12 protein-coding genes and 1 tRNA gene are annotated in these 15,847 nt (G+C 43.9%); 12 read left to right on the top strand and 1 reads right to left on the bottom strand.

What is annotated here, in order from left to right:
* Nucleotides 1–3 precede the first annotated feature (3 nt).
* A tRNA-Gly gene (locus AB3N00_RS27490) sits at nucleotides 4–74 on the top strand.
* Nucleotides 75–307: 233 nt separating this feature from the next.
* Here the strand turns inward: AB3N00_RS27490 and AB3N00_RS27485 are convergent.
* Nucleotides 308–589: a WGxxGxxG family protein gene (locus AB3N00_RS27485; RefSeq protein ID WP_413037361.1), complete on the bottom strand. Its 282-nt coding sequence runs from the start codon at nucleotides 587–589 to the stop codon at nucleotides 308–310.
* 787 nt (nucleotides 590–1,376) lie between these two features.
* On the opposite strand from AB3N00_RS27485, the gene ppc reads away from it, so the two are divergent.
* The 11 genes from ppc (at nucleotide 1,377) to AB3N00_RS27430 (ending at nucleotide 15,684) form a co-directional block, all read left to right on the top strand.
* Nucleotides 1,377–4,169, top strand: coding sequence for a phosphoenolpyruvate carboxylase (ppc, locus tag AB3N00_RS27480; protein WP_413037360.1), 2,793 nt, complete (start codon nucleotides 1,377–1,379; stop codon nucleotides 4,167–4,169).
* A gap of 256 nt (nucleotides 4,170–4,425) precedes the next feature.
* Nucleotides 4,426–4,992 carry an RNA polymerase sigma factor SigW gene (sigW, locus tag AB3N00_RS27475; protein WP_017692117.1) on the top strand — a complete coding sequence of 189 codons (567 nt, stop codon included), beginning with the start codon at nucleotides 4,426–4,428 and terminating at the stop codon, nucleotides 4,990–4,992.
* 134 nt (nucleotides 4,993–5,126) lie between these two features.
* A complete protein-coding gene (locus AB3N00_RS27470) occupies nucleotides 5,127–5,741 on the top strand; it encodes a zf-HC2 domain-containing protein (protein WP_413037359.1) in 615 nt (204 codons plus the stop codon).
* Nucleotides 5,742–6,135: 394 nt separating this feature from the next.
* Nucleotides 6,136–6,969: a diadenylate cyclase CdaA gene (cdaA, locus tag AB3N00_RS27465; RefSeq protein WP_095292238.1), complete on the top strand. Its 834-nt coding sequence runs from the start codon at nucleotides 6,136–6,138 to the stop codon at nucleotides 6,967–6,969.
* Nucleotides 6,969–8,465, top strand: a complete 1,497-nt coding sequence (locus AB3N00_RS27460; RefSeq protein WP_413037358.1) for a YbbR-like domain-containing protein — start codon at nucleotides 6,969–6,971, stop codon at nucleotides 8,463–8,465. The genes cdaA and AB3N00_RS27460 overlap by 1 nt, the downstream gene beginning before the upstream one ends.
* Nucleotides 8,466–8,537: 72 nt before the next feature.
* Nucleotides 8,538–9,878 (top strand): phosphoglucosamine mutase, encoded by a 1,341-nt coding sequence (gene glmM, locus AB3N00_RS27455; RefSeq protein WP_413037357.1) that lies wholly within the window; start codon nucleotides 8,538–8,540, stop codon nucleotides 9,876–9,878.
* A 739-nt stretch (nucleotides 9,879–10,617) separates the two neighbouring features.
* Nucleotides 10,618–12,450: a glutamine--fructose-6-phosphate transaminase (isomerizing) gene (glmS, locus tag AB3N00_RS27450; protein WP_413037356.1), complete on the top strand. Its 1,833-nt coding sequence runs from the start codon at nucleotides 10,618–10,620 to the stop codon at nucleotides 12,448–12,450.
* A 230-nt stretch (nucleotides 12,451–12,680) separates the two neighbouring features.
* Complete coding sequence (locus AB3N00_RS27445) at nucleotides 12,681–13,025, top strand: helix-turn-helix domain-containing protein (RefSeq protein WP_110821616.1); 345 nt, start codon at nucleotides 12,681–12,683, stop codon at nucleotides 13,023–13,025.
* 217 nt (nucleotides 13,026–13,242) lie between these two features.
* On the top strand, nucleotides 13,243–14,259 hold the full coding sequence (locus tag AB3N00_RS27440; protein WP_110821617.1) for an SMODS domain-containing nucleotidyltransferase: 1,017 nt from the start codon (nucleotides 13,243–13,245) through the stop codon (nucleotides 14,257–14,259).
* Nucleotides 14,256–14,717 carry a hypothetical protein gene (locus tag AB3N00_RS27435; RefSeq protein ID WP_079350254.1) on the top strand — a complete coding sequence of 154 codons (462 nt, stop codon included), beginning with the start codon at nucleotides 14,256–14,258 and terminating at the stop codon, nucleotides 14,715–14,717. Before AB3N00_RS27440 ends, AB3N00_RS27435 begins: the two co-directional genes overlap by 4 nt.
* Nucleotide 14,718: 1 nt before the next feature.
* Nucleotides 14,719–15,684 (top strand): CBASS cGAMP-activated phospholipase, encoded by a 966-nt coding sequence (locus AB3N00_RS27430; RefSeq protein ID WP_079350253.1) that lies wholly within the window; start codon nucleotides 14,719–14,721, stop codon nucleotides 15,682–15,684.
* Nucleotides 15,685–15,847: the final 163 nt, after the last annotated feature.

Here is a 15,847-nt window from a genome sequence, read left to right as displayed (position 1 = left end):
TATGCGGGTGTAGTTCAATGGTAGAACTTTAGCCTTCCAAGCTAATAGCGTGGGTTCGATTCCCATCACCCGCTTAAATGAGTTAAAGAACAGTTTCTACATATGTAGAAACTGTTTTTTTGTTGAAATCTATAGAAAAAATTATGTACATTAAGAAGCCAGGACCTTCCACTATTGATGATGGAGATCCTGGCTTCTTTATGATTCTGTGGACTGCCTTGGTAAGCGTGATGTTGTGGCAGCCCTATATTCCTCTGGAAGGCTTCCTAAACGGAACTAGGTCGTTTAGGTACCATCTTGCTTCAATTTAGCGCTCGTGACGGTCAGAAACTTTTTTACGCATACCTGCTAATCCAAGAAGCCCAAGCAAACCAATCCAGCCCCAATCCATGTCATTGTCGCGGTCAGTTGCAGCATTAGTCCGGACATTGTTAGCACGGTAATCACCGTTGGTGTAATTGGTGTTGTTCATTTGTGTTCCTTGATTCTGATCCATACCGTTTGTTGCTTGGCCATGAGCAGCTGCCGGGCCAGCTAATGCTGCCACCAGAAGCGTAGATGCGATAAGTGTAGAAACACTCTTCTTCATTAAGTGTCGCCTCCTTTTTGTTTGAACTAAGCTTAATCTGCCATGCTTTAAATCAAATTATGTAGTGAGTTTCACGTTAAAATATCCCTTTGGAGAATTTACGCTCTAATCAAGAAAACTGTAGGGTCTTATAAACTTATGGAAAATCGTGCAGAGAAGTTTGGATAAGCTGATTTAAAGAAAGACCGACTAAGTTACGAACGTAGTACTGCCTAAATACAGTGTCAACTTCACAAGTAAAGTTACATTAGACTGCTAGCCATAATATATAGGGTATGGTTTAGATATGATAAGGAAATTGCGGATTGTTTTTTGCTAATAGCTCCTCGAGTTTAATTGATCATACAAGTGCAATAACCAAAGAATGATAAATTTTAAAATTGACTCTTTAATTTATTACATCACTGTGGTAAAGTATACAAAAGCTTGCTTTGCCGGTCAGTTTTGTTTGCATATTACGTGTATAAACAATGAAAATGATACATGGGTTCCTCTGTAACAAGGCTATACTCAACGCCACTGTATATTTATGAATAAAAACGAATGGATATTAGATGTTTTATTTATAGATAGCATGTGAAAAAGGTATCATGCGACAAGCTTTTGCCCATTAATTGAAACAAATTGAGAAAATGAATAATAAAGCGTGTTTTTATGCGAGAAATCGGGGATAATCCCCTTTTTTACTAATAGAAAAATAAAGATTTTCGTACCATTTTATTGTATGATGTTATGAAGGTGTCAAATTTACGTGTACGAATGTGAACGATCAGATGGGAGGATAAGCATGACTGAAACTATGGTAACCGCCAGCAAAAGCCAATCCAACAACCTGCTTCGGCGAGACGTGCGGTTCCTGGGCAATATACTCGGAGAGGTTCTTGTTCATCAAGGTGGCACAGAGCTTCTCGATATCGTTGAGAAAATTCGGGAAACGAGCAAATCGTTACGTGCAGAATTTTTGCCTGAACTGTATACAGAGTTCAAAACGATGATCCAGGAATTAGATTCTGAAAATCGTCACCAGGTCATTCGAGCTTTTGCGATCTATTTTCAATTAGTTAATATTGCTGAACAAAACCATCGGATCCGGCGTAAACGGGATTATGAACGCTCTGCGGGGGATTCAGTACAGCCAGGTTCGATTGAAAAGGCCGTACAGGACCTGAAGGAACGCGGACTGTCTCATACCGAGGTAGAGCAGATTCTGGACGAATTGTCGCTGGAACTGGTCATGACAGCTCACCCAACCGAGGCCATGCGCCGGGTTATCCTGGACATCCACAAACGGATATCCGAGGATGTCATGCTGCTCGATAATCCTACGCTGACGTTGCGTGAACGTGAACAATTGCGGGAGAAACTGCTGAACGAAGTGATTACACTCTGGCAGACAGATGAACTTCGCGACCGTAAACCGACTGTACTCGATGAAGTACGGAACGGAATGTATTACTTTCATGAAACGTTGTTCCACGTACTTCCGGATGTGTATCAGGAGCTTGAACGCTGCCTGAATAAGTTTTATCCTGACCACGACTGGCATGTGCCGACGTATTTGCGCTTCGGTTCCTGGATCGGTGGAGACCGGGACGGAAATCCTTCGGTAACTTCAGATGTAACGTGGCAGACCCTGTTGATGCAGCGCAAGCTCGCTTTGCGTGAATATCAGCGGATTATGATTGAGTTGATGGAACATCTCAGCTTCAGTACCAATATCATCCGTGTGTCGGATGAACTGGTGCAGTCGATTGAGCAGGACCGCAGCTGCGTCACATTGAAGAAAGTGGATATCTGGCGTAACGAGAAGGAACCTTACCGCATTAAACTGGCTTACATGATTGCCAAAATGAATAATGTTCTTGATGAAAATAAAGTCGGGCAGCCGGACCGTTATGACAGCGCTCAGGGTCTGATTGATGATCTGATGATCATTGACCGCAGCCTGCGTCATCATTTTGCTGACTATGTAGCGGATACAACCGTTCGCAAGATGATCCGCCAAGTGGAGCTTTTTGGATTCCATACAGCTGCGCTGGATGTACGTCAGCATAGTCAGGAACATGAGAATGCGATGTCCGAAATTTTGGCCAAAATGAATGTTGTTGAAGATTATGCTCGTCTGACGGAAGACGGCAAAATTGATTTGTTGGCTCGTTTGCTCGAAGATCCGCGTCCACTCACATCTCCGTATCATCAGTACAGTGAGGGGACCAAAGAGTGTCTTGATGTATTCCGTACGATCAAGCGTGCACAGAGCGAGTTTGGTACTGGGTGCATTACAAGTTACCTGATCAGTATGACGCAGGGAGCAAGTGATCTGCTGGAGGTAATGGTATTCGCCAAAGAAGTGGGATTGTTCCGCAAAGGACATAATGGTGAGATCATATCCACCCTTCAGGCTGTGCCGCTGTTTGAGACCATTGATGATCTTCATGCTGCTTCCGATATCATGCAAAAGCTCTTTAACCTCCCAGTATACCGCGCAAGCGTGACTGCCCGGAATGAGCTGCACGAAATCATGCTCGGATACTCGGATAGCAACAAGGATGGCGGAGTAGTTACGGCCAACTGGGAGCTTCGGGTAGCGATGAACGCCATTACGGCTGTTGGTAACAAGCATGGCGTGAAACTGAAGTTCTTCCATGGACGTGGAGGTGCACTGGGACGTGGAGGAATGCCACTTAACCGCAGTATTCTTGCACAACCGCCGCATACGATTGGTGGAGGAATCAAGATTACGGAGCAAGGTGAGGTCATCTCATCCCGTTATTCCCTGCAAGGTATTGCATATCGCAGTCTGGAGCAGGCGACATCGGCATTGATCACAGCTGCCCTAAATGGCATGGAGCCGCAAGAGTCGGTATCCGAGCAGCATTGGGACAGCATCATCAAGGATATTTCCGAAGTATCTCTCACGAAATATCAGGACTTGATTTTCCGTGATCCGGATTTCTTCAACTTCTTCAAGGAATCAACTCCACTGCCGGAGGTTGGTGAGCTGAACATCGGTTCACGCCCATCCAAACGGAAAAACAGTGACAAGTTTGAAGACCTGAGAGCAATTCCGTGGGTATTTGCATGGACTCAAAGCCGTTATCTGCTCCCTGCATGGTATGCGGCTGGAACAGGATTGCAAAGCTACTATCAAAATAAAGAGGAAAATTTGGCTGTCCTCAAAGACATGTATGCCAACTTCCCATTCTTCCGTACTCTGATCGATACAGTACAGATGGCTGTCGCCAAAGCTGATCTGGTAATTGCCAAGGAATATTCCGCGATGACTTCCAACAAGGAAGCCCGGGATCGCATCTATGGTCAGATTGAGTCAGAATTCAAGCTCACCAAGGAACTGATTCTGAAAATTACTGGCGAAGCTGAAATTTTGGACGATGTACCGGTAATTCAGGAGTCCATTCGCTTGCGTAATCCATACGTTGATCCATTGTCCTACATGCAAGTACAGCTGCTGAGCGAGCTGAGAGACATGCGTGAACGCGGAGAAGATGATACCGAGCTGCTTCGTGAAGTGCTGCTCACCATTAACGGTATTGCCGCAGGACTTCGGAATACAGGCTGATGCAATAGCCAATATAGTATTAATGAAATGAATGTTTAATTGGGTTAATAGTAAAATGCACCATTCTCTCCTCAGCCCTGAGTGAGAGATGAAACGGGACTCCGGTAGGAGTTCCCGTTTTTACTGTTTTTGGCGGATATTTTCGGGCACAGTCTTGATTTTTGACCAAAGTTGATTTACGATTTGATTGGTGAATTACAAGTGTGGACGGGTATCAGAAGGCGGAAGACCCATCAGCATGTCTGGGGGAATAAAGGTGGACAATTTGGAGAACAGGCTGGTTAAGCTGGTGCTTAAGGGTGATCAGCGGGCCTTTGCAGAAATCGTTGAATTATACAAAGACAAGTTATTTCATTTGGCATACCGGATGCTGAACAATCGTCATGAAGCGGAGGACGTTGTACAGGAGACGTTTTTGCGTGTGTTTCGTAATATGGAGAAATATGATCCGAACCAGAAGTTTTCAACCTGGATATACCGGATTGCAACCAACTTGTGTATCGACCGTTTACGGAGGAAGAAACCATCCTATTCTTTGGATGCGGAACTGAATGATCAGGAAGGATCTGACGGTTATGCCATGCTTCCGAGCGATGATCGTACACCAGAGAGCGAAGCGCTTTTGTCAGAAACCCAGACTCTCATTCGTGAGGCCATTGATAGTCTGCCGGCCAAGTATAAGTCTGTGATGATTTTGAGATATTTACAGGACTTGTCGCTGCAGGAAATCAGTGATGTCACAGGTATGCCCGTAACAACGATCAAAACACGCGTGCATCGTGGCCGTGACTTTTTGCGTAAAAAACTGGAATATAAGCTGTAAATCATTAAAGTGTTTTTTTAAGCGAAATTATTTGAAACATATCCGAAACGGATGCGTATGTAATGTATGCAAGTCTTATGCGTGGTATTTGATGATGCATGGACTAAGTGATCTAAGAAAGGATTGGCTCTCATATGGATTGCAACTCGGCCGTCTCTTTAATGCATGAATGTTTGGATGAGTCGTTGTCCCCGGCCCAGAAGGTAGAACTGAAAAGTCACCTTGTTACCTGTCCGGAGTGTCGCATGCGCTTTAAAGAGTTGGAACAGACGGAAATGCTGCTCTTTGCCATGAAACATTATTCACCGTCTGCCTCGGATGAGCTGACCAATCGAATTATGAATGCTCTGCCCCAGCCCAAGAGACAACAGGTATGGCTCAAATGGGTCAAAGGACATCCCGCGCTGACGGCGGCAGCCTTCTTTTTGGTCGTGATGCTCTTTAGCGCTTGGAGCTTCTGGGATCAGAATAACGAAATGGTCGTTAAGGGTAACAATCTGGACCAGATCGTCATTGAAGGAAACACGGTTATTGTTCCTCAAGGCAAGTCAATTGCGGGCGATCTTACGATAGAGAATGGTACCGCCCAGGTATATGGTGATGTAGATGGCAATCTGACGGTGATCGACGGACAACTGTACCAAGCTTCCACGGCGCATATTTCCGGTCAGGTAAAAAGCATTGATCAGGCGCTGGACTGGTTCTGGTACAAAATAACCAATATGGTAAATGAAGTGGCTTACCGCTAGAACAGGGTAATTTCTTCAATGGTATATACCAAGCAGGGTACCTCCAGATTGCATGGGGTACTCTTTTTTTATATGTGAACATTGTAATTTATGGAAATTGTGTTGTTTCTGCGCAGTTTGTGACTCCCGTAACTTGCAACCTGAACGTTATCGTTATAACCTAGATACTAAAGAGAACATACTACTACATATAGATAAGCATTTTGCATAAATCCAAAGAGCGTCTTTCAATCAGCAAGATATAGATCGAAATGGTTCCATTCGTCTAAATCTTGTACCCGGGAGCGACCTGAACCGAATTATGCAAAAGCTAAGACAAAGGATTATTTAAAATCCTAATGGGTTAATATGAGATCAGGGTTTACTCATCAATGGGGATAGCGGGGGCTGGCTTATGAACTATTTTGCTGACTTAACGTGGAAAGAGTCCATTAAGGACGTTATCGATATATTGATTGTTACCTATATTATGTACAAACTGATTTTGCTTGTACGGGGTACACGTGCTGTTCAGCTGCTTAAGGGCATTCTGTTCCTAGTGGTGATCTGGGCGCTAAGTACGTGGCTAAACCTGTATACGCTCAAATGGCTAATGAACCAAATGTTTACGTTTGGTGTCGTTGCCGTCTTTATTATATTCCAACCGGAACTGCGCCGCGGTCTGGAGCAACTGGGACGTGGTAAGCTGTTTGGACGCTCCACGGCAGCCAGTGATGAAGAATTAACGGTGTTAATTGGTGAGATCATTAAGTCTGTGAACTATTTGTCGCGTCGTAAAATTGGGGCACTCGTTGTATTTGAACGTGAAACAGGTTTGAACGATTACACGGAATCCGGGATTCAGATGCAATCCCTGGTTAGCTCGGAACTGATGATCAATATCTTTATTCCGAATACACCGCTCCATGATGGGGCCGTCATTATACAGGGTAAACAGATTTCTGCGGCAGCCTGTTATTTGCCATTATCCGAGAATCCCTTTATCAGCAAGGAACTGGGAACGCGTCACCGTGCCGCTATCGGTATTACAGAGGTTGCAGATGCGATCTGTCTGGTTGTCTCGGAGGAGACTGGACAAGTGTCGCTGGCGATGAATGGACAGGTCGTTCGTGACATCAAGGAAGAGTCGCTGATTGCCAAGCTTTATGAAGAGCTGCGTCCAACATCCAATCTAAATAAAAAGAATAACTGGACTTCCTTCTGGAAACGGAAGGGGGGGACGAAATAATGGATAAATGGTTCAACAATAACAATTTTGCCAAGATCCTTGCTCTGGCCGTCAGCCTGCTGCTCTGGTTCATGATCCATCTGGATGAAGTTCCTACAACTCCCACGATCGCGACCGGAACGACCAACAAGGTGGTAGAGCGTACTGTTCCTGTTCAGCCTTATGGGCTTGACAGCAGTTCCTATGTCCTGACTTCTTTAAGTACGGATGAGGTTCGTCTGGAGATTAAAGGGCAGCGGTCCATGTTAACTTCAATTTTTACAAATGATGATTATAAGGTACTCGTTGACTTGAGTCAGGTCAAAGATGGCTCCAATACGCTGCCGCTTGTTCCGGATCTACCTTCTGGGGTCGAAGTAGTTAGCATGGAGCCTTCCATGGTTACAGTGAATGTCGAAAAACTGGGCACCAAATCCTTCAATGTGAATATTGTACCCGAAGGGGAGCCATCCGCTGGATACAGCCTTGGGACGCCTGTCGTTGAGCCAACAGGTCCGGTTAAGGTAACTCTGCCGGAAGGGCAGTTGGATGCCGTAGCGAAGGTTCAGGGCAGTGTGAGCGTGAAGGATGCGAAGGATGATGTAACGCAGAAAAGGGTAAAACTTCAGGCATATGATGCAGAAGGCAAAGTGCTTGAGAGTGCAGTCATTACGCCACAAACCGTTGAAGTCCGTATTCCGGTTAATCAGCCCTATAAATCTGTACCCTTAAGAATCAAATATTCAGGACAGCTGCCGGAGGGATTGGTACTGTCCAGTGTGGAACCAAGCGTGAAAGAAGTCTCGGTTTACGGTACAGAAGAGGCGCTTGGGGGTATACAGGCCTACGACCAAGTAACCCTTGAGCTCACACAATTTGAGCAGGCAGGTACATCCACAGTTAACGTGGACTTGACGCCGCCTCCGGGTTTTGAGAAAATCGAGCCTAGTTCGATTCAGCTCAAGGTCACTGTTTCACCTTACGATGAGACAGAGGAGACCACGAAAGTCTTTCCCAATGTTCCCATAACGCTTACAGGTGTGGGAGATAGTTTGGATGCTGCACTTGTCACGCCGAAAAGCGGCGGTATAAACATTACACTGAAAGGTTCTCCAACTATGCTTGAAGGGCTGAGTAGCGAGGATATCAAGCTGACCGCAGATCTTCAAGGCCTTGCCGTCGGGACGCATGATGTACAGTTGGATGCTGAATTGCCCCGGTTTGCTGAGCTGGATGGCACTTCTAACAATCTGAGCGCCACAGTCAAAATTAGCGAGAAGGCTGAGGATACGACGGTTCCTCCGAGCGAAGAGCCTGCGGATGAAGGCAACGCTGGACCAGAGCCGTCACCTGCCGAAGTGGAGAACGGGGAAACCGAACCTGCGCCTGATGATGGGGAAACGACAGAATCGAATACGGAAAGTCAGGAGCAGCAAACCCAGCAAGGTAATGCAACGAAAGGGAACTCGGGTAATAACAGTGGTAGCAGCGGCGGCACCAATGGCTCGAATCCGTGATGATTCAGATCTGAAATTAATAAAATAAAATATTTGATGCTCTTATATGATGCGAATAAAAGGAGTTAGATCATGGGGAAATATTTTGGTACAGACGGTGTAAGAGGTGTTGCCAATAAAGAATTAACGGCGGAGCTGGCTTACAGCATCGGACGATGTGGCGGTTATGTGCTTGCTGGTGGCGTGGAGAGACCCAAAGTGGTTATCGGCATGGATACCCGGATCTCGGGACTAATGCTGGAATCTGCGCTGGTAGCGGGTTTATTGTCCATCGGTGCCGATGTAATTCGTCTGGGCGTCGTGTCCACTCCGGGAGTGGCTTATATTACTCGTTTGCTTAAGGCTGATGCGGGAGTCATGATCTCAGCTTCTCACAACCCGGTTGAGGATAACGGAATCAAGTTCTTTGGCGGGGACGGTTTCAAATTGTCTGATGAGACAGAAAACCGGATTGAAGAGCTGATGGATGCTGAAACAGACCAGCTGCCACGCCCTGTTGGTGGCGGGTTGGGAACGGTAACTGTGGATGAAGAATCCCGGTACAGCTATCTCGACTACCTGAAAACAACCGTAGCAGAATCGTTCTCAGGACTTAAAATTGTATTGGACTGTGCAAACGGAGCAGCTTATGAGCTGGCACCTAAATTGTTTACTGAGCTTGGGGCGGAAGTCATTGCGATTGGTGCTGAGCCTAACGGCCTGAATATCAATGAGCAATGCGGTTCCACTCACCCGGAGCATCTGAAACAAGAGGTGCTTAAGCATAAAGCGGATCTGGGTCTTGCTTTTGACGGAGATGCAGATCGCCTCATTGCCATTGATGAGACTGGTGCAGAGGTCGATGGTGACTTCATTCTTTGCATCTGTGGTGATGCGATGAACCGTGCCGGCAAGCTGAAAGACAGTACGGTGGTATCGACCGTAATGAGTAATATTGGATTCTACAAAGCAACGGAAAAGCTTGCGCTGAAAACAGCAAAAACGGCTGTAGGCGACCGCTATGTGATGGAAGAGATGCGTCGCGGTGGGTACAACCTGGGCGGTGAGCAATCCGGTCATGTTATTTTCTTGGACTACAATACGACTGGGGACGGCATGCTAACAGCCATTCAACTCGTGGATACTCTTAAGGCATCGGGTAAGAAGCTGAGTGATCTGAAATCACTGATGACTCAATACCCACAAGTGCTGGTCAACGTACGTGTTGAAGACAAGAGCAAATATGAAGGTAATGCTGCAATTGAGCAGGCCATTGCTGCAGTAGAACAACAGCTTGGTGATAATGGACGTGTACTTGTTCGTGCGTCTGGTACAGAATCTCTAATCCGTGTTATGGCGGAAGGACCAGATAAAGGTGAGCTTGAGCAGTTTGTATCCCAAATCGCTGATGTCGTGCAAAAAGAACTGGTTTAAGACCTGAGATATACATTTTGTGTACACATTCCCACTGGGGATATGCTTGCATAGAATGGTATACTAAAGGGTATATGCCTTATCAAAGAATCAGGATTCCCGCGTCCCGATTGGTAAGACCATAGGTCTGGTTGTCCGGTCGGGATTGTGGGTATATATGCTGAAATGGTCACAGGTACTTTGCTCCATTGCAAAATGAACCTGACATGCATATAATGAGTGGAGTCGTCATTCAGACACAGAAAGTGAGGATCGTAAGGTACTAGTTACACAAGCGCCAGAGCTTGAAGTTGCGCGGGAAGGATTCTGCAAGGTAGGATCTTGGAGTTCAAGATTCACTAATCAGAATCGACGGCAATCAAGCTGACGAGGTGGAGGTGTTCGGATTGTTCGGCGGGGACCTCCCGGTGATGCACCAGAGCCGTAAACCGGATTTTGCGGAAAATGGATGGGTGACTGTCCACACAACGCGCCGGTAGGTGCAAGAGTTAATTAAAATTCAAATGAATGTGCGCGAAGAGCGTAATTGGTGCGCGGACGGGAAAATGATGTACATTCATGATTGCATTCATAACATCTTATGACTAAAGGGCGGCAAGAGGCCGGTCTGATCATTGATAATTGAATAGGTAACAGGTATTCATGATACGTTTAGGCAATCATTCATTTTTTCGATATGCCGCGACTGCCGGTTTCTCTTCGTGACACAGTATTCATATACAAACGGAGGAACTAAACTATGTGCGGTATTGTTGGATATATTGGTAATAAGAACACTCAATCGGTATTGATCGAAGGATTGAAAAAGCTCGAGTATCGTGGTTATGACTCTGCAGGTATTGCCGTATTTACACCAGAAGGTCTGCAAATTACGAAAGCTCTGGGCCGCCTTGCGAACCTTGAAGCTAAGCTGGATGGTGCACCACTGGTAGGTAATGCAGGTATCGGTCACACACGTTGGGCGACACACGGTAAACCTTCGGATGAGAACTCCCATCCACATACAGATGAGAGCCAAAAGTTCTCTGTAGTTCACAACGGTATTATCGAGAACTATCTGGAGCTGAAGGATGAACTGATCGCTCAAGGTCACACGTTTACTTCCGAGACAGATACTGAAGTCATCTCCCACCTGATTGCACGTGAATACGATGGAGATATCGTTAAAGCTGTGCAAAAAGTAATCACGCTTATGCGTGGTGCGTTCGCACTGGGTGTACTGACAGAGTATGAGCCGGAAAAACTCGTAGCTGTGCGTCAAGCGAGCCCATTGATTATCGGTATTGGTGAAGGCGAGAACTTTATCGGTTCCGATATCCCGGCGATTCTGGAACATACACGTAATGTGTACATTCTGAATGACGGTGAAATGGCTGTTTTGACACATGATGCTGTCGAATTGATGACGATTGAAGGCAATTTTATTTCTCGGGAAATGATTCATGTCGATTGGGATGCTGTAACCGCAGAAAAAGGCGGATTCGAGCACTTCATGTTGAAAGAAATTCATGAGCAACCAAAAGCATATCGTGATACAATGCTGGGTCGCATCGATAATGATGGTAAAAAGGTTCAACTTCCTGAGTTGAAAATGACAGAAGAACAAATTAAAAATATTCGTAACGTTCAAATCATTGCATGTGGTACGGCGTACCATGCAGGTCTGGTTGGACGTACAGTAATTGAGCAGTTGGTGCGTATTCCGGTTGAAACGGATGTGGCTTCCGAGTACCGCTATCGCTCCCCAATCGTGGGTAAAGATACACTTGTCATCGTCGTGAGCCAATCCGGTGAAACTGCGGATACCCTTGCTGCACTGCGCGAGGCACAATCCAATGGTGCACATGTACTGGCAATCACCAACGTTGTGGGCAGCTCCATTGCACGTGATGCAGACGATGTGATTGCAACACTGGCAGGACCGGAAATTGCGGTAGCTTCCACCAAAGCATACACTTCGCAATTGATCGCATTCAATCTGCTTGGTCTGTACCTTGCACAAGTGCGCGGTACACAATCTGCAGAAGAGATTGCACACACACTGGCAGCAATGCAAGCATTGCCTGAGCAAGTGGAATCCATGCTGGAGCAAGCTGATGCAATTAAGGGATATGCAGAGCAAATCTCCAAACATCAACATCTCTTCTTTATCGGCCGTGGTCTGGACTATGCGGTAGCTCAAGAGGGATCGTTGAAACTGAAAGAGATCTCTTATATCCACTCTGAAGCATATGCTGCAGGTGAGTTGAAACACGGTACACTCGCATTGATCGAAGACGGTATTCCTGTTATTGCCCTGGCAACACAGGAGAACGTACTCGAGAAAACGGTAAGCAACATCAAGGAAGTAAAAGCACGTGGCGCGGATGTACTGGCCATTACGTACGAAGAGCACGTAGCAAGCCTGTTGAAATCCGTAGACCAAGCGTTTGCGATTCCTAAGACGCTGCCACTCTTGAGCCCGGCTCTGTCCGTGGTTGCACTGCAATTGCTCGCTTACTACGCTTCCCTTGCACTGGGTCACGATGTGGATAAACCACGTAACCTGGCGAAAAGCGTAACGGTTGAGTAATTAGTTAGTTAGCACCCAACCAACTGTGTTCGTGTTCAGTTACATTATAGTTGGTAAATTGACATTATAGTTTGACAATTGCCATTATAGTTGGTAAATGGACATTATAGTTGGTAAGTGAAAATGACGACAAAAATTAATAAAAACTTATAACTTATAGAGTAATATTAAACAGTCCTGATGACTAAATGTCATCAGGACTGTTCTTTAATTTTTAGGAGGTTGTTAATTTGTCCACCATTGGAGAACGAATTAGAAGCATCCGGAAGCTACATAAGTATAATCAAACGGAGTTCGCAGTAATCATTGGGGTTTCTCAGGGGACACTGAGTGAATTGGAACAAGATAAATATAAACCTTCGTTAGATATAATTATGGCGCTTCATGATCAATTTAAAACAGATCTCTATTGGTTAGTTTATGGACTTAACCAAGTCAGTGATGTATCTGTCAGTAAAGGCCTTGGAGATAGTGAAGTCAGACTTATTTCAGAATATAGGAATTTAAAACCAAGTGACCAGGATGAAATTAGAGACTTTATTAAGCTGAAAATACATCGATATCATTTAAAGTAATGATTATTAAGGCGTTACATTTCAAATAAATAATATAGTAAGAGGGTAGTGCTGAGAGAAATAATCAGACACTATCCTTGTTTATTGTCAGGCCTCAATAAGTTACTTATTCAAAAGGTAAAATTCACCTTCTCATCAGTACAAACACAATATATTGTGGTATAATGTATTATCGACACTATAATTAGTGTGTAAAACGAATCCTAGGAGGGAAATTATGAAACTATCTAATCATTTCAAGCAACTACTTGGGGATATCTCATTAAATCCTGCTCGTGTAGACAGAATCGATAGTGCATATGAAACCTGGAATAGTATTCTAGAGAATGATGATGAGATTAAGGAGAAGTATCTTGATTTTTTTCTTCAAGGTTCTTATGCTACTAAAACTTCAATTAGACCTCAGAAGCAGGGAGAAGAATTTGATGTTGATGTTGTCCTAAAGCTTGATTTAGCCGATGATATAACTCCTAAAGACGCATTAGATTGGCTTGTTAAACGTATGAAAACAAATGAGAGTTACAAAGATAAAATCAAGGCAAGAGATCGTTGTGTTCGTATAAATTATGCTGGTGATTTTCATATGGACATCGTCTTAGCTAAGACGTCAGATAACGACCATATTTTAATACCTAGTAAAAAAGAGGGCGAGTGGAAGAAGACTAATCCCGAAGGGTTTCAAGAATGGTGTAGAGATGTTCACTATGATCATAATGAACAATTTAGGAAAATCACAAAATTACTCAGATATTGGAGAGATCATAAGGTAGGTAAACAAACAGCTCCAAAATCAATATTATTAACTACTTTGATCGGAAATAGTATGGTTGGGAAGAATTCTGTAGCCGAAAGCTTGTTAGAGACCATAAAGCAAATACTTATTGATATTGATTCGTATATTCAACTTGATGATACTGTTTTTATTGAAAATCCTTCGTTAACCGAAGAAAATTTGGCAAGGGATTGGGATAAGGAAAAACTTGAAAAATTTAAGAAAAAGCTTTCCACTCTAAAAGATGACGTTCAGGATGCCTATGATGAGAGTAACAAAGCCGAGAGTATTAAAAAGTGGCAAGCTATCTTTGATAAATTCCCGACAGAGCTCAATGAAGCATCTGCAATGTCAACTAGAATTAATGCGGGAGCTGTTTTAGTAAACACAAGTGGCCTATTAAACACAGAAGAGGGGATTAACTCACCGAAGCATCGTTTCTTTGGGGTGAACAACCAATGATAAAGAAACGAAAAAAAAGAATTCCACCTAGACGCGTACACTCATTAAACTTAGCTTTGCAAAACTTCTGGATAAAAAAGTACTTTCCTCAGTTCGAATATCAAGATGACGCCAAACAGTGGAGTGGCAGATTAATATCCACGCATATGCAGCAAAGCTATTCAGTCAAAATTGTTTATAAATCTGAATACCCTCAAGTGTTTATTACACATCCGCAAATTATAAAAAATAGTCCGCATACATACGACGATAATTCTTTGTGTCTGTATTATCCACCAGATAAGAGTTATAAAAAGGATAAACTAATTGCAAAGACGATCATTCCTTGGACCTGTGAGTGGCTATATTACTATGAAATCTGGTTAGAGACAGGGGTTTGGTGGGGACCTGAGGCCCCCCATAGCATTCATTCTTCCAAAGGAGAAAAGATTTTAAGAAAAATCGGTAGGGGGCTTTGATGTGAACTGGGAGCAAATTAAGAGTAATGGCTGGATACCACGTGACGGGAAAAACTTACGCATATTATCTCTTGATGGGGGTGGCATTAGAGGAATATTCCCTGCAAGATATCTAGCGAAATTTGAGAAAGAGACAGGTATGCCCGTAAATCAATACTTTGACATGATCGTTGGAACATCGACTGGGGGAATATTGGCATTAGGGCTCTCTATTGGGATACCAGCAGATGAGTTAGTCACATTTTATGTATCTAACGCGCAAAACATTTTCAAGAAAAGAATGTTTAGTATGAGAGGTATATTGACTAACCAATATAAGAATACGGGGCTACGTGAAAAACTGGCAGAGGTATTTAAAGATAACAAGATGATTGATGCTCAAACCATGCTATGTATTCCTTCCGTTGAGCATAGTAGGGCCTCGCCCAAAGTATTCAAAACTCCACACTGTCAGCACTTGTTTAATGACGCTCAATATCTGATGTCAGATGTTGCTTTAGCAACTTCAGCTGCTCCAACATATTTTCCCGCAGTTTCGATCGACGGCAATGATTGTAAAATTGATGGAGGACTCTGGGCTAATAATCCGGCTTTAGTGGGTATAGCTGAAGCTTTTGTTCTTGGTTATGATGTGAGTACGATAAGAATGCTATCATTGGGGACAGGATCTCATATCTATAACGTGAATAATAAGATAGCTGAGAAGAGTTCACTCATTAGGTATCGAGATCGAATTGTGGATCTTACCATGCAACTGCAAACGACTAGTGCAGCATACACTGCCGGCCATTTATTAAATGAGAATATACATCGTGTTGATTTTCAATTGAAGCAACCGATGAGGTTATCTGAAACTAAGTTATCTAAGCTAAATGAATTACAACACGAGGCAGATACTCAGTTTATAAGTTCTTATATGAAAGTAAGCTCATTGTTCTTACAAAGTGCCACTAAATCAGTCGGGTAGTATTTTGGACGTCACATTCATTTCAATCAGTGATGAAAATAGATAATTAATAATTCGATACACTCCCATTAAGAGCGATCACATTGAGATTGCTCTTTTCTATGTGTTTAAAAAAATGAAATTAGTTAATACATGATCCTAACTTGACGAAAAGGGGAAATGG

Origin of the sequence: Paenibacillus xylanilyticus (assembly GCF_047246825.1) — a bacterium.
Lineage (GTDB): Bacteria > Bacillota > Bacilli > Paenibacillales > Paenibacillaceae > Paenibacillus > Paenibacillus xylanilyticus_B.
This window is presented reverse-complemented; position numbering and strand designations above follow the sequence as displayed.